This is a genomic window from Dyella thiooxydans, assembly GCF_001641285.1.
Lineage (GTDB): Bacteria > Pseudomonadota > Gammaproteobacteria > Xanthomonadales > Rhodanobacteraceae > Dyella_A > Dyella_A thiooxydans.
Genome location: NZ_CP014841.1, coordinates 3,791,212 through 3,815,929, shown reverse-complemented (window position 1 = coordinate 3,815,929; position 24,718 = coordinate 3,791,212). Strand labels below are relative to the sequence as shown.

Sequence of the window (24,718 nt, the reverse complement as noted above, 5' to 3'; positions counted from 1 at the left end):
GCGCCGACCGTCGGGCCGGCCGCCGGATGCGTCAACCCGATCCCCGCGGGAACGTTCGGACAGGGCCGATCCACGCCGCTGCCACACCGGAGCCGCCCATGCGCCGCACCTTCATCGTCGGATGCCCCCGCTCGGGCACGACCATCGTCCAGGCCATGCTGGCGCGCCACCCCGAGGTCGCCACCCTGCCGGAGACGGCGTTCTTCGAGCACCTGTACGGCGAGCTGCACTGGCGCTGGCGGGACCATGGCGTCCCGCACCGGCGGCGGCGCGCGGTCGAGATGGGCTTCGCCCGCAGGCACGGCCGGCACGTGCTGCAGCAGTTGCAGGGACGGCTGGGCGGCGGCGACGTGGCGGTGCCATTGCGGCTGGCCGGATGCATCGAACGCTTCGTCGGGCTGCTCGACGATTACGCCGCGGCGGGCGGGCACTCGATGTGGATCGAGAAGACGCCGAACCACCTGCTGTACATCCCCGAGATCGAGCGGCACGTGCCGGATGCCCGTTTCGTCCATGTGATCCGCGATGGTCTGGACGTGGTCGCGTCGATCGCCGACGCCAACCTCCACTACGACGACAACCATGGCTTCGGCGGCGGCGCGAAGCTGTGGGCGCAACGCTGGAACCGCGCGACCAACCTGCATGGTCGGCAGGTCGGCAAGCCGAATCACCATTTCGTGTTCCTCGACGATTTCGTCGCCGATACCCCGCGCGAATGGCGACGGCTCTGCGAGGCGCTGGCGCTGGATCCCGGTGCCCCGCTGGCCGAGGCCTGCGCCCGGCCGATCGCCGACCTGGCCGACGAGCCGTGGAAGCGCCACGCCATCCAGGGCAACCTGCGCGCCCCGCAGAGCAAGGCGCACACGCTGTTCGGCCCGGGCTTGCTCGACTGGCTGTCGCAGCGGCTGGTGTCGATCGAGCCGCTCCGGCAGCGGTGCCGCGAGGCCGACAACGACGATGCGCCGGCCAGCCCCGGGGGCTTCAGCCCGCCTCGCGCAAAAGCGTCCGTCCGAGCAGCGCCTCGGACCACTGGTCCGGTCTGAGAATCAGGAACTGGCCCGCCTTGCGGGTACGTCGCGCCAGCTTGAGCAGGTGGCGATCCTTGCTGAGCAGCCATTGCGCCCCGCTCGCCAGGGCCAGCTCGAGAAACTTCTGATCGTCGGGGTCGCGACACACCGGCAATGGCCCGAGGCCAGCCGGATCGGGAAGCCCGACGAGCTGCTCCAGCGTGGCATCGAAACGCTCGCGCAGGCCGTCGCGCTGCTCCGGGCGGATCGGCACGCTGGGATACTCCAGCACGCGCAGCCACTCGTCGCGGCAGGCGGCATCGGCCACCGCGCGGACCCGGCCCGCGGTCAGCGCGCCCGCCAGCGGTGCGCAGGCGGGATCCCGGAACAGGAACAGGTCCAGGCAGACGTTGGTATCGAGCACGATGCGCGGCACGGCATCGCGGGACTCGTGGGACATGGCGGATGGGCTGGCATGCGGAGGCGGCCGCACTTTAGCCCAAGCGACCTCGCCGGGTCAGGCGCCGTTCTGCAGCGAGCGATGCAGGTCGCGCATCTGGTCGCCCCCTGTACGCACGGCAACGTAGGCCTTGAGCACGACCATCCGCGCCTGCGGCGACAGCGCATCGTCGTCGAGCGCCGACTCGAACGCTGCCTGCAGCTCCTCATCGTCGCGTCCCGCCATTTCGACCACCCTGGCATCGGCCGGCGCGACACCGCGCCGGGCCTCGAACCTGGGAGCAACCGGGGCGGGGGATGAGATCGACGAAGGCGCCTCCCCGGAGCCGTCCTGCTGGAGGCAGCCCCGCAGATGCGCGGCGACTGCCCGGCGCTCCTGCGCGCGATGCGTCAGCGACGCGGCGACGCGGAATCCCTCCGCGTCGTTCGCCGCCTCGAAGCAGGCGTCGGCATTGGCGCTGGCATAGGCGATCAGGGTGGTCAGTCGATCGACATCGTGCTGGCTGGCTGGCATGGGACGCTCCTCGATGGGCGGGGCAATACGCCCTTTGTCCGCATGCTGGCTGCGATGCCTGCGCTTGCGGGTGAAGCCCGCGCCAGCGGAACCTTCACCTGTGTGCAGGGAGCGTGGCGCGTTCAGCCGCCGGCCAGTTCGCCCAGTGCCCGCACCGCCGCGGGAATACCCGCCGGGGACTCCACCGTGAGCATCCGTTCGTGCGAGTCGCCCAGCCCGTGATCGAGCTCGTGGCTCCAGGTCACGTGGTAGGGCACGTGTACGCCCCAGCCGCCCAGGCGCACCACCGGCTCGATGTCCGAGCGCAGCGAGTTGCCGACCATCGCGAACTGCGCCGGGGTCACGGCGAATTCCTCGAACAGCCGGCGGTAGGTGTCGGCATTCTTTTCCGACACGATCTCGATGCGGCGGAACAGGTCGGCCAGGCCCGACCGGGCGACCTTCTTCTCCTGGTGGAACAGGTCGCCCTTGGTGATCAGCACCAGCGCGTGCTCGTCCGCCACCGCCTCCACTGCCTCGCGGATGCCCGGCAGCAGCTCGACCGGATGCTGCAGCACGCCCTTGCCGATCTCCACCAGCCGGTGGATGTCCTTCGCCGAGATGCGCGCGTCGGTGAGTGCGATCGCGGTCTCGACCATCGACAGCGTCATGCCCTTGGCGCCGTAGCCGAACAGCGCCAGGTTGCGCCGCTCGGTCAGCAGCATGTCGTCGTGCAGGCCGCGGTCGCCCAGGTCCACGTAGTGCCCGAGGATTTCCGAGAAAGCTGCATGGGCGGCCTGGTAATAGCCCTCGCTGTGCCAGAGGGTGTCGTCGCCGTCGAAGCCGACCATCTTGATCATGGATGCGCCTGTCCCTGGGTGTATGGCAGTACTGCCCGCCGCCGGCGGGGACATGGATTGTCGCAGAAGCCTCCGGCGGCGTCGCCGACTCGCCGCCGGGGCCGTTGAACAGGCATCATCGGGGCTGGTCTCTCCCGGGCTGCCGCCATGGCCACCACCCATCTCTCCCGTGCCGCGCTTCTCGTCATCGACCTGCAGCGGGATTTCATGCCCGGCGGCGCGCTGGCCTGCCACGAGGGCGACACGATCGTGCCGGGCATCGACGCGCTGCTGCGCACGCGCTGCTTCGGCCATGTGGTCGCCACCCAGGACTGGCATCCGCCCGGCCACGTCTCGTTCGCCAGTTCGCACCCCGACCGCGCACCGTTCGAGAGCATCGACCTCTACGACCACCCGCAGACGCTGTGGCCGGACCACTGCGTGCAGGGCACGCCGGGGGCGGCGCTGCACCCCGGGGTGGACTGGTCCGGCGTAGGCATGGTGATCCGCAAGGGCAACGACCCGCGCGTGGACTCCTACAGCGCGTTCCGCGAGAACCATGGACCGGGCGGCGCACGTCCCTCGACCGGCCTGGCGGGCTGGCTGCGCGAACGCGGCGTGGACACCGTCTACCTGTGCGGCCTGGCACGCGACGTCTGCGTGCTGTGGAGCGCGCAGGATGCCGCCCGCCTGGGTTTCCGCACGCGGGTATTGTGGGACCTGTGCCGACCGGTGACGCCGGCCGGCGACGAACCCACCCGCGCCGCACTCGCCCGCGACGGCATCGCGGTGGCCGATGCCGCCGCCCTGGCCGGCTGATCCCCCGCTCAGATGGAGCTTCCCATGCATCGTTCCCTCACCTGGTTGCTCGCCGTCCTGCTGCTCGCCCTCGCCGGATCGGCGGGGGCGGCGACCGTCGCACCGCTGCGCGTGATGACCTTCAACGTGCGCACGCCCTCGCCCGACGGGGTGAACGTGTGGGAGAACCGGCGCGATTTGTTCGTACGCACCGTCCGCGACGCCGACCCGGACGTGTTCGGCACGCAGGAGCTGCACAAGGAACAGGGCGACTACGTGGTGGCGAAGCTGCCGCACTACGCCTGGTTCGGCGAGGGTCGTCGCGGCGGCGATGGCGACGAGCACATGGGCGTGTTCTACCGCACCGATCGTCTGGAGGTGCTGAAGTCCGGCAATTTCTGGCTGTCCGACACCCCGGACGTGCCGGGCAGTGTTTCCTGGGGCCACCCGTTCCCGCGCATGGTCACCTGGGCGCTGTTCGAACGGAAAGCCGACGGCCGCCGCTTCTACTTCTTCGATACCCACCTGCCCTACCGCGACGAGGACGAAGCGGCGCGCACCAAGGGCGCGAAGGAGATCCTCGCGCGCATCGAGGCCCTGCCGAAGACCGTGCCGGTGGTGCTGGTGGGCGACTTCAACACCACCCCGACCAGCCAGGCCCACGCCCTGCTCGCCACGATGCTCACCGATGCGCGCGCCACCGCGCCGGAGCACGCCGGCCCGGACAAGACCTTCCATGCCTTCACCGGCCAGCCGACCGAGCAGATCGACTGGATCCTCACCCGCGGCTTCACCGCGCGGAGCGCCGACACGATCACGGCGCATGACGGCAAGGTGTACCCGTCGGACCACTTCCCGGTGGTCGCGGTACTGGACTGGAAACAGCCCTGAGCGCCCGTCGCGGCATCTGAGACACCCGCTCCCGATACTGCGTGGGCCGCTGCGGATCCCCCTCCGGCAACGGCTCCGTCCATGGCAGTGGTCGGTTCAAACCCCTTGGCCGCGCCGGCCGACCCGGCGCGGCCTTTTTTGTGCTCAGGCGCCGACGCGCTGGCGCACGGCATCCATGTCGCGGATCGGCCGCACCTCGATCGCGCCGGTGCGCGACCACGGGAAGCTCTGTGCGATACGCACCGCCTCGTCCATGTCCGCGGCCTCGATCAGGTTGAAGCCGGCCAGGTACTCGCGGGTCTCGGCGAACGGGCCGTCGAACACCGCCGTCTTGCCGTCGCGCACGCGCACCGTACGCGCGGTGACCGGATGCTCGAGCTGCTGCGAGCCGAGCAGGCTGCCCTCGGCCGCCAGCTCGTCGGCGTGACGGAAACACCCCTGCATCATCTGGTCGAACTGGCCCGAGGGCAGTTCGCCGAGCAGCTGGTCGTCGCTGTAGATCATCACCAGGAACTTCATGCCGACCTCACCGTCCGTGCACCGGAAATGGAAAGGGGAACACCTTAGCCGGTGTCCCCCTCGTCCTGCACGCTGCGGTGGCGGTCAGATCGCCAGCCAGACGTACAGGTAGGTCGTGTTGTTGTCGCTGGCGCTGCGGCCAGCGCCATCCACGTTGTGCACGCGCCCGGCGAAGCGGGTGTAGAAGGTGTACTCCAGGCCGACGCGCACATTGGCCCACGGCTGCTCCCACGAGTCGGACTCGCCGAACGGATTCCAGTCGGCCTCGATCGTTCCGCCGCGGGTGTCCGGCTTGCCGGCATCCCCGTAGAGGATCGTGTCGCTGCGGCCGTTGTCGGCGAACAGGTCCAGCGTGGCGCCCCAGGTGTTGCGGTACCAGTAGCTGCCATCGAGGTTGAGCGCGTCCAGACGCCCCTTGAGGTTGCTCGATCCGCCCGAACCGTAGGTGGCGTCGAGCTTCTGGCGCTCGTCGACGTACAGCGCATTGACGGTGATCTGGTGGTTGCTGCCGAAGGCGCGCTGGTAGCTGGCATCGACGCCGAGGTCGTCGAAGCGGTCCGACGGCCCGGCCACGGCCACCGCGTCTCCGGCAGCGTTGGTCCCCGGCAGTCCGCGGCGGGCATGCAGGTAGAAGCCACCCACCTCGAGGTTTCCGGCCGGCAGATTCCAGGTGTAGGCCGCTCGCGCATACGGCGCGGTCGAGGCGAGGCGACCGTCGAAGTCTGCGTTCACGTCACGCAGGAACGAAGGCGACAGCGAACGGTAGGCACCGACCTCGCCGTACCACTTGCCGTCCAGCTGCAGGTAGCCGTTGACGCCGATCACCTGCCCGCCGAGTCCGCCGAACAGCATCGGCATCGCCGGTGCACCGGGAGCCAGGTCGGCGCTCATGTACGGGAACTGCCAGGCCGGCGCGGTGTTGAACACGTCGGTGACGGTCGGGTTGTTGTTGAGCGAGACGCCCCAGATCGCGTTGTGCGCGCCCGAAGTGAAGCTGTTGGCGTAGCGCACGTCCATGTTGTCCCAGCCAAGCAGCCCGCCATTCTCCGAGTAGGTGGCCTGCGCGAACACGCCCACGTGCTGGCTGACGCGCCCGGCCAGGAACACCGAGGCCTGCTGCAGTTCAGCGTTGTTGTTGCGACTGAAGCCGTCGGCCGGCGGGTCGGTCTGCGCCTTCGCGGTATGCGTGAAGGACTCGACCAGCATCGCCGACAGCGGCACGTCGGGGCCGTCGCCGGTCTTCATGGTGTAGCCCATCAGCTTGAACTGGCGACCGAAGCTGGTGAGCTGCGGGCCGAAGCCGCCGATGTGGCAGGCACTGCACGGCAGCTTGGTCTGGCGAGCGAAAGACGGCACTGCATCGACCCGGCTGGCCGCCGTGCCGAACATGGCCACGACCAGTCCGAGCAGCGCGAGGCCGCCACCTGCGCGCAACACGCGCTTGCCCCTTCCGGGAGACACAGCTTTCATTTTGGAATCCTCCAGGCATCACCGCCCCTGTTTGGCGGCCTTGGAGGAAGCATCGGCCTGCGCGACCGGATCCGAATTGACTCGCGTCAACACGCATTCGCGTTCGCACGATAGTGCGTTCCTGGGGCGTGGCGGAACGCCACAGCCCCAGGGACACCCGAGATCAACGTTCGCCGATGTCGCTGCGATCGACCACGCCGCCCTTCATCACGAAGTCGACATGCTCGAGCACGCTGACGTCCTTGAGCGGATCGGCCTTCACCGCGACGAGGTCGGCGTAAAGGCCCGGCTTGATCGCGCCCACGCGGTCGCGCCAGCCGAGCAGGTCGGCGGCATTCCAGGTAGCGGACTGGATCGCCTGCATCGGCGTCATGCCCCACTGCACCATCTTGGCGAACTGCTTGCCATTCCAGCCGTGCGGATACACGCCGGCATCGGTGGCGAAGGCCATCTTCTCGCCGGCCTCAACCGCCTTGCGGAAGTTCTCCCGCTGCACGCGGCCAACCAGCTTCTCCTTGGCGATCTGCGCCGGCGGCGTGCCGAGCTTGGCGTACTCGGCCAGGATGTAGTCGTCGTTGTAGATGTCGAAGTCGAGGTAGGTGCCGCGCGCCTTGGCCATCTTCAGGCCCTCGGCGTCGATGAAGCTGCAGTGCTCGACCGAATCGACGCCGGCGCGGATCGCCATCTTGATCGCCTCGGCGCCGTGCGCGTGCGCCGCCACCTTCTTGCCCCAGCGGTGCGCCTCGTCGACGATCGCGTCCATCTCCGCCTGGGTGTACTGCGGCGCGCCCACCGAGGCCTCGTTGCTGAGTACGCCGGCGCTGGCCATGAACTTGATCACGTCGGCGCCGCGCTTGACGTCCTCGCGCACGCGCGCACGGACCGCGTCCACGCCATCGGCCACGCCGGTGGGGCCTTCGAAACGGATGTCCGGCGAAAAGCCCGTGGTGTCGTCGGCGTGGCCGCCAGTCGAACCCAGCGGCACGGTGGCCACCAGCATGCGCGGGCCGGGGATCAGTCCGCGGTCGATCGCATTGCGCAGCGACACGTCGACGTAGCCCGGCGCGCCGACGTTGCGCACGGTGGTGAAGCCGGCATCGAGCGTGCGCTTGGCCAGCGTCGGCGCGATCACCGCGTCGTCGATCACGTCCAGCGTGAGGGCGTCCTGGTAGTAGTTGCCGGTGCCGGTGGTCGGGTCGGAGGTGAGGTGCACGTGCACGTCGATCAGGCCGGGCAGCAACGTGGCGTCGCCCAGATCGACCAGCTTCGCGCCGGCCGGCACGTCGGTGCCCTCGTTGACCGCGGTGATCCGCCCGCCCTGCACCAGCACCACCACCGGGCCGCGCTCGCGGCCGGATTCGGTATCGATCCAGTGCGCGGCCTTCACCGCGGTGACGGGCGCGGCCGGAACGACATCGCGGGCGAAGCCCGGTCCGGCGAGGACGGCAAGGACGGCGCCGCACAGCAGGCGCGGGACGAAAAGCGGGCGATTGGACATCGAGAATTCCCCTGGGTGGAGTGGCCCGCCGACTCTACCGGCCGCCCGGGCAACTGGGCAGCCCGACGTTCGACGCATGCACCGCTACACTGCCGGCCTGCCAGGAGACCCCACCATGACCGAACGCCGTTTCGACCGCTTCCTCGTCCGCAGCGGCGCCAGCCTGGAAGGCTCGCGCTACACCGCCTGGCTGGCGGTCACCCCGCTGGCCGGCGGCTTTCCGGTCTACTACGCGATCTGCGAGAACCGCAGCTTCCGTGAACAGGACAAGGCCGAAGCCGCGGCCGCCAAGGCCCTGGCCGACCTGGCCGGGCTGGAAGAGGACGGCACCCCGGCGTTCCCCGACGACTACACCGGCTTCGACGACGCCCCGGACGAGGCCGGCTGAACGTTCAGCCGGCGTCGCTGGCCGGGCGCAGGTTCACGCCCAGCGCGGTGGCCACCTCGCGCATCGGCTCGGCGTCCTCGGTCCGGGTGATCCAGCCGGCCCATGTGGCGCCCGGCGATTCGTAGATCCAGGTCGTATAGCCACGCTCGAGCAGGCGGTCGTAGGCGATCGCCAGCAAGTCGGGCACCTCGTGGGCGTCGAGGAAGTCCTCGTCGTCGGGGTCGCCGCCCCAGTCGATCGAGAGGCTCCAGCGCGCGGCCAGTTCGTCCAGCGCCTGCACCAGGGTGGCGGCATCCTCGACGCGGAAGCCGGCGCTCCAGTCGATCACCTCGCCGATCGTCTCCAGCGGATCGGCCAGGTCGCCGGATTCGGCCTGCACATCCTGCCAGGCGGCGAAGTGGCGCAGCGCGCTGTCCTCGTCGCCGGGATTGACCAGCAGCAGCAACTGCCACACGCGCGCTTCCAGCGAATCGTCGGATTCGTCGGCCGGATCGTCGTCGAACTCGTGCATGGCGGTCGTGGTGGCGTTGCGCGCTCGCGCGGGATGCGCATGGTGGCGCGAACCCGCGCGCGGGGAAAGACGCTCAGCCGCCGCGATCCAGCGCCCGCTGTGCGTAGAGGCGCCGATCCGCTTCGGCCAGCCCTTCGTCAAGTGACACCTCGCCACCGAAATTGGCCGCACCGAGGGTGAAGGCAATCGGTGCCGTCGCCCGGTCCTGGTCGATCCGCAGCATCGCCTCGGCGGTCACTCCGTCGTCGGCGTCGCGCAGCAGCATGAGGAATTCGTCGCCGCCCAGCCGCACCACGGCGTCCCCCGCGCGCACATGGCGCTTCAGGAAGCGCGCCATCTCCTGCAGCACCTCGTCGCCGCGCTGGTGGCCGAAGGTGTCGTTGACCTGTTTGAAATGGTCCAGATCCACCGTGATGCAACCCCAGCGGCGCGGCGGACCGGCCTCCAGTTCGGCCAGGTAGCGGCGGTTGTAGCAGCCGGTCAGCGCGTCGTGCACGGACCATTCGCGCAGTTGCTGCTCCATCTCGAAGCGCTCGGTGATGTCCTGCGCATGACCGAGGATGTAAGGCTCGTCCGCCTCGTCGTCGAGCACGTTGTGGTACTGCCACATGAGGTGTCGCCCATCCTTGGACAGCAGCTCCAGTACGCCGCTGTCGCTGCCGGTGGTGATGATCCGCAGCAGGTAGTCACGGAAGGCGGGACGACGCGATTCGGGCATGAAGTCGGACAGCGGCCGGCCCAGCAAGTCGCCCACCGAATAGCCCAGCGCCCGCGCTGCCGCCGGGTTCACCGACAGCAGTACGCCCTCGTGGTCGTGCGTGCAGATCAGCCCCGGGCTGTATTGGAACATCTGCCGAAAGCGGCGCTCGCTGGTCTCCAGCGCGCTCGTCACCTGGCGCCGGATGCTGATGTCCTGGATCGCGCCGACCAGCCGGTATGGTTGGCCATCGTCGAGGTATTCCACCCGCCCCATCGCATGCACCCAGAGCTTGCGTCCGGCCGCCGTCACCAGTGGCAACTCCAGATCCCAGTCACCGCCCTCGCGCCGCGCACGGTCGATCGTCTGCACCAGACGTTGCCGTGCCTCGCACGGATAGAAGGCCAGCGCCTGCTCGAGCGACGGCGCCGCACCAACCGGCAGGTCGTGCAACCGGAAGGTCTGTGGCGACCAGCGCAGCGTGTTGTCGGAGAGATTCAGCGACCAGCCTCCAACCTGCGCCAACCGGCCGGTGCGATCGAGCAACACCTCCCGCTCGAGCGAATCCAGCCGCAGCTGCAAGGCCTCCGATGCCACCCTGGCCAGTGACCGCAGCAGCTCCCGCTGCGCGGCCGTCAGTGTGCGTGCCTCGCGGTCCACGGCACACAGCGCGCCGAGCCGCGAGCCGTCTTCCAGGGTGATCGGCGCGCCGGCGTAAAAGCGGATGCCGCCCTGGCAGGCCACCATGGGATTGTCGGCGAAGCGGGGGTCGCGCCGGGCATCGGGCACCTCGAGCACGGCATCGCCGAGAATCGCGTGCGCACAGAGTGCCTCGCTGCGCGGACGGCTGGCGCCGACCTCCACGCCGATGCCGGCCTTGGTCCACTGGCGATCCGCGTCGATCAGGTTCACCGCGGCGATCGGAGTGCCCAGGGCCGCAGCGGCCGCCTGCGCCAGGCCATCGAAGAGTGCCTCCGGCGCGGTGTCCAGCACTGCCAGCGCCCGCAACCTGGCCAGGCGACGGGCTTCGGTTTCCGGATCGGGAGCAATCATGGACAGACTCCAGCTCAACCGCGGGACATCATGCCTCGCCCTGTATGACCAGGTCGTGAGGCAGCCATGCCCTTACGGATTCAGAGCGGATCGCGATGCGAGGCAAGGAAATCGCGCAGGAACGCCTGTCGCGCCGCACCGCGATCCACCTCGGTGCGGGTATCCACGTCGATCGTCTGCCGCAGCAGGCCACCATGCGATGGAGCCACCGCAGGCCACTGCGGCAGGCCGGCGCCATTGGGATCCCCATGCACGATGAAATTCGCGAAGTAGTCCTGCATGGTGCGCGAGACCGCACGGTCGGCCGGTGTCCAAGCATACACGCGGTTGCCATCCAGGTTGCCCAGCGCGTACTCGATCTCGCCGCTGTGCACGGCACCCGTGTCCGGCTGCTCGCCGGCCTGCGGTTCGCGCTTGGCCGGGCGCGGATGGGTGTAATAGTAGAAGTACACCGGCGCGGCGCTGTGCGCGTGCTGCAGCTCCATCCAGCGCCAGGTGCTGTGCGCGATGAACAGGTCGCCGGCCAGCGCGGTGGCCGAACGCATCACTTCTTCGCGCGTCGCGCCGGGATACAGCCGCAGCGCCTCATCCGCACGATCGCCGAACAGCCGCTGCAGCGCGGCGCGGTAGTTGGCCGGGGTCGGCGGCTCGTTCTTCAGCACCGCGGGGTAGAAACCTTCCTGCGAATTGGAGCCGAGCAGCAGCGGCACCTGCGCCTGCGCGCCACGGGCAAACGTCTCGGCCGGCGGTTCGGTGAGGAACAGGCCATCGACGTCGGGCGCGAACCCGGGTGCCGGCGCGGCCTGGGGACTGCTCGCCTGCAGCAGGGTCTGTGCCGGCATGCCGCGCAGCGCCGCCAGCGACCCGGCGCCGACCTGCTTCATGAACGCCGCGCCCGTGGCTTCCGCCTGTGCGCGCGCCTGCGGCGCGATCGGAGCGATCAGCGCACCGCTCTCGCCGATCGCGCCGACGATCAGGTGCCTGGTCATGGGTGAGGCCATCAGCGCGCTCACCGAGATCGATCCGGCCGACTCGCCGCCGATCGTGATGTGCGAAGGATCGCCGCCGAACTGCGCGATGTTGGCGCGCACCCAGCGCAAGGCGGCCGCCTGGTCGAGCAGCCCGTAATTGCCGGCGGCGTGTTGCGGCGATTCGGCCGCAAGCGACGACGTGGCCAGGAATCCGAACACGCCCAGGCGATAGTTCACCGTGACCGTGACCAGGCCCTTCGCCGCGAGGCTGGCACCGTCGTAGCGCGGCTCCGAGCCGTCGCCGGCGAGAAAGCCGCCACCGTAGAAATACACCAGCACCGGGCGCTTTCCGTTGCCGCGGTCGGCCGGCGCCCAGACGTTCAGGTAGAGGCAGTCTTCGCTCATGCCGCGCGAGCGGAACACCATGTCGCCGAACAGCGGCAACTGCATGCAGCGCGGCCCGAAACCGGTTGCGTCGCGCACGCCCTGCCACGGTAACGACGGCTGCGGCGGCTTCCAGCGCAGCGTTCCGACGGGCGGAGCGGCGTAGGGAATGCCCTGGAATTCCTGCAGCGCCACGCCATCGACGGTGGCCTGTTTGCCCGCCAGGGTGCCGCCTGAAACCCGGGCGTGTGGCGCCGATACAACGGCCGCCTGCACCGCGCCGGCCGGGAGTGTCAGTGCCGCAACGGCGAACAGGAACGACGACCGGCGGCAACGCCGCAGCAGGGACGAACGTGGCATCGGCGGATCTCCATGGAAGACGGACGTCAGGCATCCAAGCCTAGAACAGGCCGCACCGGCCATCCAATGCGCGGAACGGCCGACCGCGCGATGGCTGCCATGCGTCGCTCAACCGCCCAGCGCCGCCTCGACAGCAGCCAGGGCATGCAGGCGTGTGGTGTCGAACAGCGGCACGCTGGCGTCACCCGCATCGACCAGCAGGCCGATCTCGGTGCAGCCGAGGATCACGCCCTGCGCACCGCGCGCCACCAGACCGGCCATGACCTGGCGAAAGCGTGCACGCGAAGACGGTTCGAATCGACCGGCGCACAGCTCCTGGTAGATCACCCGATGCACCTCCTCCCGCTCGGCGGTCGACGGCACCAGCACCTCCAGTCCGTGCGCGGCAAGGCGATCGACATAGAACGCCTGCTCCATCGTGAAGCGCGTGCCGAGCAGCCCCACGCGCACGATGTCCGCCGCACGCACCGCCCGCGCGGTGGCATCTCCCACGTGCAGCAGGGGAATGCCGATCGCCGCCTCCACCGCCGGGGCGACCCGGTGCATGGTGTTGGCGCCGATCAACAGCAGGTCGGCTCCGGCCGTCTCCAGACCCCGCGCTGCGGACGCGAGCTGGCGTCCGGCAGCCTCCCAGTCACCGCTGCGCTGCAACGCTTCGATCTCGGCGAAATCCACACTGTGCAGCAGCAACCTGGCCGAGTGCAGGCCGCCCAGCCGCTGCTTCACGGCCTCGTTGATCAGGCGGTAGTAGGGAACGGTCGATTCCCAGCTCATGCCGCCCAGCAGTCCGATCGTCTTCATGGTTGTCACGGTTGTGTCCCGGATGACGGTAAAAGGCGAAGGTGCAGCGCAGCGCCGTCGGCGCCGCGTAGTGCACGGTTGCCGGACATGATCGGGGCCGGCGCCGGCCCGGTCCAATCCACCGGGCGGACAGCGTGAACACGACGCTGCGAGAATGTCCCTCGATGCCCCTTCGACCACCGGATTCCATGGAACGCCCGACCCTGGCACCTTCGACCTCCCTGCGTCAGATCGCACAACGCCTCGCCAACGAACGGCTCGATCGGGTGGTGGCAGGTTACGGCGAACGGCAGGCAAGCCTGCGCCGCGTCGGCTTCCTGGCGCTGGTCTCTCTGTGGACCGTCTGGTGGGCGCGCTTCGCCGGCCCGCCGAGCCAGGGCAACACCCTGCCGCTGGAGGCCGCGCGGCTGCTGCCCTGGGTTCCCCTGCTGCTGTGGCTGGCCATCGCCTGGGCGATAGGCGTAAGGCGCGGATGGATTCCCGACGGCGACCGGGTCGATACCGCCGGCGCCATCGCCAACGTGCTGGGCATCGGCCTGATGCTGCACCTGGCCTGGAACATTTCGATCTCTATGATCGCGGTGCTGCCATTCACCACCATCCTGGTCGGTGCCCGCCTGGGACGGCGGGCATTCGTCGCCTGCATGGCCAGCACCGTACTGGTGGTGGGCCTGGCCGCACCCCCCGGCTATTGGGCGGTGCGACCGGCATTCATCCCGTTCGCGCTGCTGCTGCTCTGCGGCCTGCCGATGACGGTAAACCGGCTGCTCGCACTGCTGGCCGAAGTATCCCAATCGGCCCTCGCCTCGCGTGACGCCCAGGGCCGCTTCCTGGCCACGATGAGTCATGAGCTGCGCACGCCGCTCAACACGGTGATCCATGCCTCTTCGTTGATCGACCCGGAGCGCCTGTCCGTGGACGATCGCGCGAGCCTGCGCGCGGTGCAGGTCAACGCCCGTTCGCTGCTGCAGAGGGTGAACGATGTGCTGGACGTGGCCGCCCTGAACGCGGGCCGCTTCGGGCTGGCGCGCGAGCCGTTCGATCTACGCCAGGTCGTCCGGCAGGCCTTCGAAATGATGAAGCCGCTGGCCGACCGCAGGGAACTCGCCGTCACGCTGCACGACGACAATCCGGCAGGGCTATTGGCCATCGGCGATGCCGGTCGACTCGAGCAGGTGCTGACCAACCTGCTCGGCAACGCCATCAAGTTCACGCCGGAGGGCGGGCGCGTGTCGCTGCATGCAGCGTGCACCGATCGCCAGATCACGCTCGAGGTCGCCGACAGCGGGCCCGGCATCCCTGCCGCCGACCGGGCACGGATCTTCGATCCCTTCGTGCAGGTCAGCTACGGTCACACGCGCCGCGAGGATGGTGTCGGCCTCGGGTTGCACATCGTGCAAGGCTTCGCACGCCACAGCGGCGGCACCATAAGCGTGCGCGACCGCGAGGGCGGCGGCAGCGTGTTCCGCCTGGAGCTGCCACTGGAACGCGCACCGACGGGCACGCCGCTGCCGGGCGACGCGGACGTGCTCCAACTGCTCGAGGACCACCGCCGCCGCTTTCCGCCGCGCCATTGCCTGGTGGTGGACGACAACGAGGCCAACCGGCAAGTGGTCACCCGACTGCTGGAGCGCGCCGGTCACGTGGTCTCGACCGCCCGTAGCGGCAACGAGGTGATCGCCCGGCTGCAGCATGGCGACACGTTCGACCTGCTGCTGCTCGACGTGCATATGCCAGGCATGTCCGGGCTCGACGTGCTGGCGGCCCTGGCCAAGGCGCAGGCTGGCCCGCGACCGCGACTGGTCATGCTCAGTGCCGACTCGGACGCCGAGGTGGTGCAGCGTGCCCTCGCGACAGGGGCGTCGGGCTACCTGACCAAGCCGATCGCGCTCGACCGGTTGCTGGCGGCGGTCGGCGATGCCGGACCGGCGACCGGGACGACGGCGACGTCCGGGGCCGGAGCCGCGACCGGACGCATCTCGATCGGCCTGCTGCGGACCCTTGCACCCTCCGACGAGGTGCGCAACTACATCCGTCTCGGCCACCGCGAGCTGTCACGGCTGGATCGGGTGCTGGAAGAGAGCGACGGCCGCGGCGACACCGCCGGCCTGCTTCACGAGATGAAGAACGTCTTTCTGGCGATCGGCGACGACGATGGCGAAGCGCTGTGCACCGGCCTGCGCGATGCCATCCGGTCGGGCAAGGGCGAAGCGGCAGCCAGAGCCCGGCTGCAAAAGCATGTCCGCCACGTCCTGGACGACCTCTGGCGACAATGGGAGTCGATCAGCCCCTGAGCGTATGGCGGCGGAAGCTTCCGTCGGACCGCACCTCCAGTACCTCGCCCTCGGAACGCCAGTCGGCCAGCACCACGCGCTCGCCGCTTCCGCCATCGAGTGCCACGCCGTGGACGGCGGGCCGATGCGTGTGGCCATGGATCAGTCGCATCGCACCATGGTCGTGCATGCAGTCACGGACCGCCGCCTCGTTCACATCGGTCAGCACACCATCCTCGGCAAGCCGGCGCTGCTGTCCGTCCATGCTCTCTTGGCGCAGCTGTCGCGCCAGTCCGCGACGGGCGTCGAGCGGCATCGCCAGAATCTGGGCTTGCCAGGCGGGATCGCGCGAGCGGGCCCGGAACGCCTGATAGTCCACGTCGTCGGTGCACAGCGCGTCACCGTGGCACAGCACCGTAGCGACCCCGCCCAGGTCCAGCGCCAGCGACTCCGGCAACAGGATCATCCCGGCACGTGTGGCGAATGCCTCGCCCAGCAGGAAATCGCGGTTGCCGTGCTGGAAAAAGATGCGTACCCCCGCATCGCTGGCACGCCGCAGCGCGTCGACCACCGGCACGAGCCACGGCGCATCGTCATCGTCGCCGATCCAGGCTTCGAAGATGTCGCCGAGGAGAAACAGCTCATCGACACGGCCAGGGCAGTCGGCCAGAAACCGCTGGAGGATCGCTGTCAGTTCCGGCCGACCTGCCTCCAGGTGCAGGTCGGACATGAAGAAAGCTCGGGGGATATTCATTCGGGGCGCGTGGATGACCATCGCGCCATTGTGCCCTGTTGCGGGAGGCCGGCCCGGCTGCGTGGGCGGAAACCGTCGCAGGACGGCCCCGGGGCAGGCTCACCAGGTGGCCGGCACCCGATCCAACGACCAGCGTTGCAACTTGGCGTGCTCTTCGGCGATCACCAGCTCGGCGACGAACGAATCCGCATCGCGCTGCGTGGTGAAGACCATGACCTCTTCGTCCGCATCGCTGTCGTAGACGATGAAGCCGTTCTTGCTGTCGCGCACTTCCAGCATGGCCGTCCGCTCCGCACAGAATAGAAAGGACGCCCGGGGCCGGGCGTCAAGAGAAGGGCAACGGGGGTGGTTGCCCCACCACGAAGAATCGCGCTTGCATCCTGCCCAGGGCTTCCGCATCATCCGCTGTGCTGGCCGCCCGGCCGTCCTGGTCCAGGTAGGTGCTATTCCCGGAGCATGCTACTGCGGAAAGTCTCGGCCAATAGGCCAAAAGGATGAAGCCGTGTAGGCGCAAGCCGACACCCTGCACGCCCTCCCGATCGTCCCGAGTACGACGACTTGCGCCGCGGCGCGCCCGCCGACAGGACCTCCCGATGATCGGGGCCGCCCGGGCAGCGCATGGTCCGGGTTTTGCTTATGATCCGACCTCCATCCGACACGCGCACTCTCATGCCCGACTCCAGCCAACCGCACGACGGCCCCGACCCGACCCTGGCTACCGACCCGGCCGTCTACAAGACCCTGCTGGAGTCGACCCGCGCCATTCCATGGAGGATCGACTGGGCGACAGCGACGTTCAGCTACATCGGCCCGCAGATCGAGGAACTGCTCGGATGGGAACCCTCCAGCTGGAAGACGGTGGAGGACTGGGCCACGCGCATGCACCCGGACGAACGGGCATGGGCAGTGGACTTCTGCGTGGCGCAGTCCAGGGCGGGGGTCGACCACGAGGCGGATTACCGGGCGCTTACCAAGGACGGTCGCTACGTGTGGATCCGGGACGTCGTGCACGTGGTCCGCGACGAGCAGGGTGAAGTCGAGGCGCTGGTCGGATTCATGTTCGACATCAGCGAGCGCAAGAAGACCGAACAGAAGCTGCTGGAGTTGCAACGCGAGCTCGAAAGACTGTCCTTCAAGGACGGCCTGACCGGCGTGGGCAATCGTCGTCATTTCGAGAGCGTGCTCGAGCGCGAGTGGCACCAGGCACGCGAGAGTCGGCGTCCGCTGTCGGTGGTGATGATCGATATCGACTACTTCAAGCAGTACAACGACCGCTACGGCCATGTGGCCGGCGACGATTGCCTGCGTCGCGTCGGCCGCCTGCTGGATACCGCCACCGGCCGACCGCGCGATTTCCTCGGGCGTTTCGGCGGCGAGGAGTTCGTGCTGGTGCTGCCGGATACGGACGCGGATGCGGCGCTGCGGGTCGCCGAATGCTGCCGTGATGCCATCGCCGCCGAGGCGATTCCGCACAGCGCCTCACCGGTGGCCGGGGTGCTTACCGTGAGCATGGGCGTGGGCACCCGCATCCCGGACGACAACGAGCCGCCACTGAGCTTCATCGCCGAAGTGGACCGCTCGCTCTATCTGGCCAAGCAGCAGGGGCGCAACCGGATCGTGGCCGGCAAACGGGCGGACTGAGCCGGACCGACTCAGCCGTGGGACAGGGGCGTGGCCGATCCCACGTCCAGCATCTGCAGCGAGACCTGCTTGCCCCCACCGAGGGTCTGACGACCCACCTCCCGGAATCCCAGACGCGCATGGAAGCGTTCCGAGGCTGGATTGGGCGGAGCGATGTCGAACTCGCAGACCAGCGATGGCACCTGTCCGGCCCGTGCATGTGCATGGGCGTCGCGGTAAAGCAGCTCCCCCAGCCCGGCGCCCCGCGCCTGGGCCGCCACCACGATGCGATCGATGTAGAGGAAGCGGCGGTGGCGTTCGGCGAACCAGCGGTAGTTGGGGCTGTCGTAGTTGGCGTCTTCGCGCATGGCAAGCAGGAAGGCGAGGATATGTCCTTCGCGCTCCAGCACGCGGTATACCGCAGCCTGCCCGGCCAGGTGCTCCAGGCGCTGCCGGTCCAGCGGGCTCAATACCGCCACGAACGACTCGTTGAGGGCAAGGACGGCGGGCGCGTCGTCCGACGTGGCATCACGAAGTTGCATGGCGGCAACCGGCAGCGGCGAAGCTTCCGATTGTGCCTCACGTCCATGCGGCACCGGGTGTCTCACGGCAGGCCGGGCCAGCCGATCCGGCCCGCTCAGAAGCTGGAGCCGGTGGTGTCGAGGAAAGCGAGCTCTTCGGGTGTCGAAGGCCGCCGCAGAATCGCGTTGCGGTGCGGATAGCGACCGAAGCGATCGATGATCGCCTTGTGGCGCAATTCGAACTCGAGGTTGCCCGGCGGGGCATGCTCCCGAAACAGGCGTTCGGCTTCGATATGGATCGCAGGCGACTCGCTGTGCATGTAGGGCATCAGCACGAAGCAGCGCTCGATCGGCGACAGCGCACCCAATGCGTCGGCCGCAACCGCTTCCTGGGCCAGCACCAGTGCCATCGGATCGCACGCGAACGCCGCCGGGGTGCCGCGGTGGATGTTGCGGGAAAACTGGTCCAGCACCAGGATTTCTGCCAGCCGTCCACGCGGCCTGGCCCGCCATGCCCAAAGCTCGCCAAACGATGCCTGCGCCAGCACGCGGCCGAAACGGCTGCGCACCAGTTCGTCGAAGGCAGGGTCGCCGGCCCACCAGGCGCCCTCGCCGGCTTCGACAAACCAGAAATCCAGTATCCGCTCGACCATAGCTTTGCGCTCAGGCTCGGTGACCAGCGACCATTGGCGAGCGGCAGCTCACCGCCCGCCGCGCGCCTTGGCCGGCACGCTTCGGAAGTACGCGTAGAGGGCGGCGATCTCTTCGTCGTCGAGATGCCGGGTTTCGCGCACCGGCATGAAATCGGTCCTCAGCGCGCGGCCATCCCTGGAAACACCCTCACGCAACGCGCGGCGCAGATCGGCCTCGCTCCACCCCGCCAGACCGCTCGGATCGGGTGTCAGGTTGGCCGCATCCGGCCAGTCCGGCGGCGTCCCCGGGATGTGCCCCCCGGACAGTCCGGCTCCGTGGCAGCCCTTGCAGGCCGACGCCAGATAGTCGCCATACGCGGCGGTCGGCCCGGGCTGCGGCTGTGCTGGACGGGTGTCGTGGTCGACCACTTCGGCCGGCAGCAACGGCACCTTGCCCGCAAGGAACAACAGACGCCCGAGCGGTCCTACCCGATTAGGCGGCAGTTGGCGGTCCACCGGTGGCAGGCTGTGCAGGTAGGCCAGCAGGTCGCCCATGTCGGCTTCGCTCAGCGCACTGAACTCCTGCGACGGCATGAACAGCAGCGAGCGGCCGCCTGGTCCCACCCCGTGACGGATCGCACGCACCAGCGCTTCGTCATCCAGCCGTACCCCACCCCTGCCCGGGGTGAGATTGGTGCCGGAAAGCTTCGCCACGGCCGGGCTGTCGACGAAGGTCGCTCCGCCCATGTCGGGTGCATGGCAACCACGGCATCCGCGGATCGTCGCCAGATGCTCGCCGCGACCCACCGCCGCGGTATCGGAAGGCACCGAGGGGACGCTCACCCGGGCCTGCCAGGTGCGGCGCATGCGTGTCTCGCTCATGGCATACACGGTGGCCAGCAAGGCCACGACAAGCAGCAACACGACCGCCGCGACACGGCCGGCCCACTTCAACGTCACACGCATGACCACCCCCGCGGCCCCGAATCCGCAGAATCTTACGATCACTGCGAGGCCCGCCGCCACGTGCCTTTTCGGCTACCCGACCCGGAGGCTTCGCGATCGGGGCCGAGGCCGCCAGCCGGGGACCGGTCGAAGGCAAGCGTGCGAATTGACGCGAACGCTCAGCCCAACGCGAAATCGATCGCCGCGCACACCGCGGCAACCTGGGCATCGTTGCACTGCTTCGGCGTGGCGCGCGGGCTGTCCGGGTACACCTCGGTGGTGGTGGTGTAGCGGGCATTGGTGATGCCTGCGCAAAGTCCGAGCTGCTTCAGCGCGTAATTGATGACACCCGGCGCCACCACCGGCGAGCCGATGATCTCGCCACGCTCGTCGGCCGGCGCGATGTGGGTGACTTTTTCGACCGCCGAGATGATCGCCTGCTGGAAGGCCGGCTGCGGGTTTTCGGTATCGCCCACCAGGTAGAAACCGTCCGGAATCTCGCCCGGCTCGAAGTCCACGCCATCCCGCGCCGCCAACGCGGGCCGGAACTCGGACTCGTCGCTGTCGGTGGTCTCGTGCAGGTCGATGTGCAACAGCGCGCTGTCGCTGTAAGGCGCCAGCAGGCGCCACAGTGCGGCCGACTCGCCGGCCTGACTGTCGGCCCTGAACGAGCGGTTCGGGTCGATCGCGTCCGGGTTCCAGCGATGGATCCGCTCGTACGCCCAAGGACTGACGCACGGCGCGACCAGCAGGTTCGCCCGTCCGGCGTAGCGGGCCGCCTCGCGCTCGAGAAACTGCAGCGCACCATGCACACCGCTGGTCTCGTAGCCGTGCACGCCGCCGGTAACCAGGACGGTCGGCAGGTTGTCGCGCCAGTCCGGGCTGCGCACCGCGAACAGCGTATAGCTGTCCGCAGCGTAGTCGAGCCGCCCGTATTCACTCACGTCGAAACGCTCGCGCAAGCGATCGATCACCCGGAGTACGTCCTCCGCGTAGCTGCGGCGGCGCTGCTGTCCGGCACGCCAGGCGGCTACTTCCGCGGGCCCCCAGGGGGTTCCGGGCGTGCCGATCGGATAGGGGACCTGATGCGTCGTCACGTTCTGCACTCCTGCGTTCGATGCCGTCGGAAAAGGGCGGCCACTCTATCACCCGACCGCTGCCGCGCCGGGCGGACGCATCACCCGCTTGAGCACTTAAATGCGAATAGCTATCATTTGCAAAACATGTCCCCGCGCCCCATCCAAGGAATCCCGTGTTCAGGAACTTCATGCACCGCTACGGCACGCCGCTCACGGTCGGGCTCTTCTTCGTATCCGCGGTCTCCGGCGTGGCACTGTTCTTCCACTGGTCCTCGGCCACTTTCCACAGCATGCACGAATGGCTGAGCATGCTGCTGCTGGCGCCGTTCGCCCTGCACATGATCAAGAACTGGAAGCCGCTGCTGGCCTATGCCAGGCGCCGGACACTGCTGGTTCCACTGGTGCTCTCGCTGGTCGTGGCCGTGCCTTTCGCGCTGTCCGCGGGCAAGGGCCGCGCCGGCAATCCGGCGTTCCAGGCGGTCGCCCTGATGACCCGCGCCTCGCTGGACGACCTCGCACCGATCGTCCGCGTGCCGGCACCCGACCTGCTCCGGCAGCTGCAGGCACGCGGCTACAAGGCGAACTCGACGCGCGACACGCCCAGCGATATCGCCAGCGCTTCGGCTGTGACTGCCAACGAGGTGTTGTTCGCGCTGATACCGGCACGCAAGACGGCGACAGAACGCAAATAGCCGCCACCCTTCCATCCCCGGCTCGCCCTAGAATCGTCACTCCGAACGATGAACCGGGGCGCAGCACTGTGGAACCGACCGATCGCCGCATACGCAGCATCGTCATCGTGGGAGGCGGCACCGCTGGCTGGATGACCGCCGCCGCGCTGGCCCAGGCGCTGCAGGGCAGTTGCCGGATCGAGCTGGTGGAGTCCGAGCAGATCGGCACCATCGGCGTGGGCGAGGCGACCATCCCGCCGATCAAGTTGTTCAACCAGACGCTGGGCATCGACGAGAACACCTTCCTCGCCGCGACCCAGGGCACGTTCAAGCTCGGTATCGAGTTCGTCGGCTGGGGCCGCGCCGGGCACCGCTATTTCCATCCGTTCGGCCAGATCGGCGCCGAGTTCGACAAGGTGCCGCTGCATCACTACTGGCTGCGCGAGCGCTCGCGCGGCGACACGTCCGCGCTGGAGGACCATTCGCTGGCCTGGGTCGCCGCGCGCGACGGCAAGTTCACCCTGCCCTCGACCGACCGCCGCCAGGTGCTCTCCACGCTGGACTACGCCTACCAGTTCGACGCCGGCCTGTATGCGGCCTTCCTGCGCCGCTACGCCGAGGCACGCGGCGTGCGGCGCACCGAGGGCCGCATCGTCGGCACCGATCTGCGTGCGGACGACGGCTTCATCGAACGCGTCCGGCTCGACGGTGGCGCGACGATCGAGGGCGATCTGTTCATCGACTGCTCCGGCTTCCGCGGCCTGCTGATCGAGGAGGCCCTGCACGCCGGCTACGAGGACTGGCGCCATTGGCTGCCTTGCGACCGCGCGGTGGCAGTGGCCTGTGAACACGACGACACGTTCGCGCCCTACACGCGCTCCACTGCCCACGAAGCGGGCTGGCAGTGGCGCATCCCGCTGCAGCACCGGGTCGGCAATGGCCACGTGTACTGCAGCGCTTTCACCGACGACGACACCGCCACCCGCGTGCTGCTGGAAAGCCTCACCGGCAAGCCGCGGGGTACCCCGCGGCCGCTGCGCTTCGCCACCGGACGGCGGCGCCGCTTCTGGCACCGCAACTGCGTGGCGATCGGCCTGTCCGCGGGCTTCCTGGAACCGCTGGAGTCCACCAGCATCCACCTGATCCAGACCGCCATCACCCGCCTGCTGGCGCTGTTCCCGGACCGCGACTTCGACGCGGTGACCACCGCCGAATTCAACCGCCTGACCGGCGCCGAATACGAGCGCATCCGCGACTTCCTGATCCTGCACTACCACGCCAACACCCGCGACGAGCCGATGTGGCGCCACGTGGCGACGATGGAGATCCCCGAGCCGCTCGCCTACAAGCTGGCGCACTTCCGCGGCCACGGGCGGCTGGTGGCCGAGAGCCTGGAACTGTTCCAGAACCCGAACTGGCTGGCGGTGATGGTCGGCCAGGAAGTGTGGCCGGAACGCCACGACCCGCTGGCCGACCTGCGCACCGGAGTCGACGCCGCCAGCCGCCTGGCGAGCCTGCGGCAGGTGATCGCCGAAGTCGCCGCGGCGATGCCGACGCAACGCGAATACATCAATCGCCACTGCCGTGCGCCGTCGGTCGAAGCGGCGGCGATGGCGCGATGAATCCGCGCATCCCGGGCGGCCACATCCTTTTCGCGTTCGTGGCCTGCATGGCGGCCATGATCCTACCCGCCCGCAGCCAGGATGCCCGCGACGGCGACGCCATTCGCGCCATGCAGGCGCGCTGGCACCTGCCCGACAACGACCTCCGCAGCATGCCCGACGACGGTCGCGGACAGGGCATGTTCGGCAGTGGCGAACTGCCCGCCGGGCCGCTCCCCCGGCGCATCGGGATGGCGAACGCGATTCTGCACGATGCCTACTGCCACGCCTCCGAGATACTCGTCGGGCGCGCCCTCGGCCATCGCGGCTTCACTACGCCGTCGTACGGCGCGGTGCTGACCCGCACCACGTTCGCGGTGCAGGAGTGGCTCAAGCCGGGGGCGGGGCGCCCTCCCGGATCCACCGTCCAGGTCTGGCGAATCGGCGGCAGCGTGCAGATCCAGGGGCATAGGCTCTCATATGCCTACGCCGGCCAGCGGCCTTACCTCCCGGGACACGACTACCTGCTGTTTCTTCGAGCACTCGTGCCCGTTGACGGTCTGGATTTCGAGGGCGACGAGGCCGACACGATCGCCATGCGTCAAGGCGTGATCATCCGGGCAGATGCGTTCCGGACAGGCATACGGGCCCCGATGTCCGTGCAGGCGCTGCGGGCGAGGATCGACTCGCTGCTGGACATCGCGCCATGCGTCCGCCCGGGATGACCCGGTAGCGCCGTCGCGCAGTGGCGGATGCCGGGGCACCCGCCACTGCGTGCCTGGCCGACTGACTTACTTGCCGCCCGGCGCCTGCGCCGGCAGCGGCTCGAGGCTGAAGCTCAGGCTGGTGATCTTGGCGTCCAGGCCCTTCACCACGTCCGGGGTCAGGTCGTTGCTGACGTTGCCGCCGAGCACCGCGTCGCGGTTCAGCAGCAGGCCGCAGGCGTGGCTCGTGTAGGTCGATGCCACGATCGGCTCGGCCTGCTGGGCGATGCGCTGCATGATCTTCGAGCGGGTCAGCTGGATGCGCTCGTTGAGCTCGCCGGCCTTCTGCTGGAACTGCTGCATGCGCTGCTGCAGTGCCTCGCCCTGCTGCTTGCGCTGCGCCTCGGCCAGCTTGGGCGCGTCCTGCTGGAACTTCTGGATATCGCTCTGCAGCGGCCCGCGCTCATTGCCGAGCTGACTCTGCGCCTGTCCGGCCAGCTGCTTGAGGCGGTCGCTGGCGGCCTGCCCGACCTTCGACTGGGCGAACACCGCCTCGCGCGAAATCATGCACAGGCCCGGGATGGGCTTGCCACCCAGGGTTTCGTCGGCGTGCGCGACGGAGAGTGGCGCCAGCGTGAGCGTGGCGGCGGTGAACAACGAGGCGAGGAGCAGAGAGCGGTGCAGGGTCATGGTGAGTCCGGAGTTGGAGAGGTAAAGATGCATGGACGCCGGCGGCGGCCGTAGGTTCCCGCGACTGAGGCGGATACCCTGGCTGGCGT

At 68.9% G+C, this 24,718-nt stretch carries 26 protein-coding genes; 9 read left to right on the top strand and 17 right to left on the bottom strand.

Translation table 11 applies throughout. The annotated features are described in order from the left end of the window. Positions 1-98: 98 nt before the first annotated feature. Positions 99-1,043, top strand: a complete 945-nt coding sequence (locus tag ATSB10_RS17150; RefSeq protein ID WP_063673940.1) for a sulfotransferase family protein — start codon at positions 99-101, stop codon at positions 1,041-1,043. Here the strand turns inward: ATSB10_RS17150 and ATSB10_RS17145 are convergent. The 3 genes from ATSB10_RS17145 to ATSB10_RS17135 all read right to left on the bottom strand — a co-directional run bounded on the left by ATSB10_RS17145 (position 982) and on the right by ATSB10_RS17135 (position 2,819). Further along, positions 982-1,467, bottom strand: coding sequence for a putative toxin-antitoxin system toxin component, PIN family (locus tag ATSB10_RS17145; RefSeq protein ID WP_063673939.1), 486 nt, complete (start codon positions 1,465-1,467; stop codon positions 982-984). The two genes, ATSB10_RS17150 and ATSB10_RS17145, sit on opposite strands and share 62 nt — an antisense overlap. A 57-nt stretch (positions 1,468-1,524) precedes the next feature. Further along, entirely contained in the window at positions 1,525-1,980 is a 456-nt protein-coding gene (locus ATSB10_RS17140) for a PA2169 family four-helix-bundle protein (RefSeq protein ID WP_063673936.1), read from the bottom strand. 122 nt (positions 1,981-2,102) lie between these two features. Continuing rightward, positions 2,103-2,819 (bottom strand): HAD family hydrolase, encoded by a 717-nt coding sequence (locus ATSB10_RS17135; protein ID WP_063673934.1) that lies wholly within the window; start codon positions 2,817-2,819, stop codon positions 2,103-2,105. A gap of 147 nt (positions 2,820-2,966) precedes the next feature. Between ATSB10_RS17135 and pncA the strand changes: the two genes are divergently transcribed. Beyond that, complete coding sequence (gene pncA, locus ATSB10_RS17130; protein ID WP_063673932.1) at positions 2,967-3,617, top strand: bifunctional nicotinamidase/pyrazinamidase; 651 nt, start codon at positions 2,967-2,969, stop codon at positions 3,615-3,617. Positions 3,618-3,641: 24 nt separating this feature from the next. Next, positions 3,642-4,487: an endonuclease/exonuclease/phosphatase family protein gene (locus ATSB10_RS17125; protein WP_063673929.1), complete on the top strand. Its 846-nt coding sequence runs from the start codon at positions 3,642-3,644 to the stop codon at positions 4,485-4,487. Positions 4,488-4,631: 144 nt separating this feature from the next. Here ATSB10_RS17125 and ATSB10_RS17120 read toward each other — a convergent pair whose 3' ends face one another. The 3 genes from ATSB10_RS17120 to ATSB10_RS17110 all read right to left on the bottom strand — a co-directional run bounded on the left by ATSB10_RS17120 (position 4,632) and on the right by ATSB10_RS17110 (position 7,974). Next, positions 4,632-5,006, bottom strand: coding sequence for a YciI family protein (locus ATSB10_RS17120; protein ID WP_017460505.1), 375 nt, complete (start codon positions 5,004-5,006; stop codon positions 4,632-4,634). Positions 5,007-5,090: 84 nt separating this feature from the next. After that, on the bottom strand, positions 5,091-6,476 hold the full coding sequence (locus ATSB10_RS17115) for a cytochrome C (protein ID WP_236886450.1): 1,386 nt from the start codon (positions 6,474-6,476) through the stop codon (positions 5,091-5,093). Positions 6,477-6,639: 163 nt separating this feature from the next. Then, positions 6,640-7,974, bottom strand: a complete 1,335-nt coding sequence (locus ATSB10_RS17110) for a Xaa-Pro dipeptidase (protein WP_063673927.1) — start codon at positions 7,972-7,974, stop codon at positions 6,640-6,642. Positions 7,975-8,089: 115 nt separating this feature from the next. Between ATSB10_RS17110 and ATSB10_RS17105 the strand changes: the two genes are divergently transcribed. Continuing rightward, positions 8,090-8,362: a hypothetical protein gene (locus ATSB10_RS17105; protein WP_063673925.1), complete on the top strand. Its 273-nt coding sequence runs from the start codon at positions 8,090-8,092 to the stop codon at positions 8,360-8,362. A gap of 4 nt (positions 8,363-8,366) precedes the next feature. On the opposite strand, the gene ATSB10_RS17100 is transcribed toward ATSB10_RS17105, so the two are convergent. From ATSB10_RS17100 to ATSB10_RS17085, 4 genes are all read right to left on the bottom strand, one after another. Next, positions 8,367-8,873, bottom strand: coding sequence for a DUF6630 family protein (locus ATSB10_RS17100; protein WP_063673923.1), 507 nt, complete (start codon positions 8,871-8,873; stop codon positions 8,367-8,369). Positions 8,874-8,946: 73 nt separating this feature from the next. Beyond that, on the bottom strand, positions 8,947-10,623 hold the full coding sequence (locus ATSB10_RS17095; protein WP_063673922.1) for a sensor domain-containing diguanylate cyclase: 1,677 nt from the start codon (positions 10,621-10,623) through the stop codon (positions 8,947-8,949). An 80-nt stretch (positions 10,624-10,703) separates the two neighbouring features. Next, positions 10,704-12,338: a carboxylesterase/lipase family protein gene (locus ATSB10_RS17090; protein WP_063673921.1), complete on the bottom strand. Its 1,635-nt coding sequence runs from the start codon at positions 12,336-12,338 to the stop codon at positions 10,704-10,706. 108 nt (positions 12,339-12,446) lie between these two features. Further along, positions 12,447-13,139, bottom strand: a complete 693-nt coding sequence (locus ATSB10_RS17085) for an aspartate/glutamate racemase family protein (protein WP_063673920.1) — start codon at positions 13,137-13,139, stop codon at positions 12,447-12,449. A 188-nt stretch (positions 13,140-13,327) separates the two neighbouring features. On the opposite strand from ATSB10_RS17085, the gene ATSB10_RS17080 reads away from it, so the two are divergent. After that, positions 13,328-15,433: a hybrid sensor histidine kinase/response regulator gene (locus ATSB10_RS17080; protein WP_063673919.1), complete on the top strand. Its 2,106-nt coding sequence runs from the start codon at positions 13,328-13,330 to the stop codon at positions 15,431-15,433. Here the strand turns inward: ATSB10_RS17080 and ATSB10_RS17075 are convergent. Then, positions 15,423-16,187: a UDP-2,3-diacylglucosamine diphosphatase gene (locus tag ATSB10_RS17075; protein WP_236886449.1), complete on the bottom strand. Its 765-nt coding sequence runs from the start codon at positions 16,185-16,187 to the stop codon at positions 15,423-15,425. The genes ATSB10_RS17080 and ATSB10_RS17075 overlap by 11 nt on opposite strands. A 78-nt stretch (positions 16,188-16,265) precedes the next feature. Continuing rightward, the gene (locus ATSB10_RS17070) at positions 16,266-16,445 is read right to left on the bottom strand and encodes a hypothetical protein (RefSeq protein WP_017460495.1); all 180 of its coding nucleotides are present in this window, start codon (positions 16,443-16,445) and stop codon (positions 16,266-16,268) included. Positions 16,446-16,835: 390 nt separating this feature from the next. On the opposite strand from ATSB10_RS17070, the gene ATSB10_RS17065 reads away from it, so the two are divergent. Next, positions 16,836-17,807, top strand: coding sequence for a GGDEF domain-containing protein (locus ATSB10_RS17065; protein ID WP_063673917.1), 972 nt, complete (start codon positions 16,836-16,838; stop codon positions 17,805-17,807). 11 nt (positions 17,808-17,818) lie between these two features. On the opposite strand, the gene ATSB10_RS17060 is transcribed toward ATSB10_RS17065, so the two are convergent. From ATSB10_RS17060 to ATSB10_RS17045, 4 genes are all read right to left on the bottom strand, one after another. Next, positions 17,819-18,328 (bottom strand): GNAT family N-acetyltransferase, encoded by a 510-nt coding sequence (locus tag ATSB10_RS17060; protein ID WP_063673916.1) that lies wholly within the window; start codon positions 18,326-18,328, stop codon positions 17,819-17,821. Between the two features lie 95 nt (positions 18,329-18,423). Next, entirely contained in the window at positions 18,424-18,960 is a 537-nt protein-coding gene (locus ATSB10_RS17055) for a DUF924 family protein (protein WP_063673915.1), read from the bottom strand. A gap of 48 nt (positions 18,961-19,008) precedes the next feature. Beyond that, positions 19,009-19,905 carry a c-type cytochrome gene (locus ATSB10_RS17050; RefSeq protein WP_083966276.1) on the bottom strand — a complete coding sequence of 299 codons (897 nt, stop codon included), beginning with the start codon at positions 19,903-19,905 and terminating at the stop codon, positions 19,009-19,011. 158 nt (positions 19,906-20,063) lie between these two features. Then, positions 20,064-20,990 carry a M14 family metallopeptidase gene (locus tag ATSB10_RS17045; protein ID WP_205631069.1) on the bottom strand — a complete coding sequence of 309 codons (927 nt, stop codon included), beginning with the start codon at positions 20,988-20,990 and terminating at the stop codon, positions 20,064-20,066. A 146-nt stretch (positions 20,991-21,136) separates the two neighbouring features. Between ATSB10_RS17045 and ATSB10_RS17040 the strand changes: the two genes are divergently transcribed. The 3 genes from ATSB10_RS17040 to ATSB10_RS17030 all read left to right on the top strand — a co-directional run bounded on the left by ATSB10_RS17040 (position 21,137) and on the right by ATSB10_RS17030 (position 23,960). Next, positions 21,137-21,655, top strand: a complete 519-nt coding sequence (locus ATSB10_RS17040) for a DUF4405 domain-containing protein (protein ID WP_236886448.1) — start codon at positions 21,137-21,139, stop codon at positions 21,653-21,655. Between the two features lie 68 nt (positions 21,656-21,723). Beyond that, entirely contained in the window at positions 21,724-23,256 is a 1,533-nt protein-coding gene (locus ATSB10_RS17035) for a tryptophan halogenase family protein (RefSeq protein WP_063673913.1), read from the top strand. Continuing rightward, positions 23,253-23,960: a hypothetical protein gene (locus ATSB10_RS17030; protein ID WP_063673912.1), complete on the top strand. Its 708-nt coding sequence runs from the start codon at positions 23,253-23,255 to the stop codon at positions 23,958-23,960. Before ATSB10_RS17035 ends, ATSB10_RS17030 begins: the two co-directional genes overlap by 4 nt. A gap of 66 nt (positions 23,961-24,026) precedes the next feature. Here the strand turns inward: ATSB10_RS17030 and ATSB10_RS17025 are convergent, their stop codons facing one another. Next, positions 24,027-24,629 (bottom strand): OmpH/Skp family outer membrane protein, encoded by a 603-nt coding sequence (locus ATSB10_RS17025; RefSeq protein ID WP_063674551.1) that lies wholly within the window; start codon positions 24,627-24,629, stop codon positions 24,027-24,029. Positions 24,630-24,718: the final 89 nt, after the last annotated feature.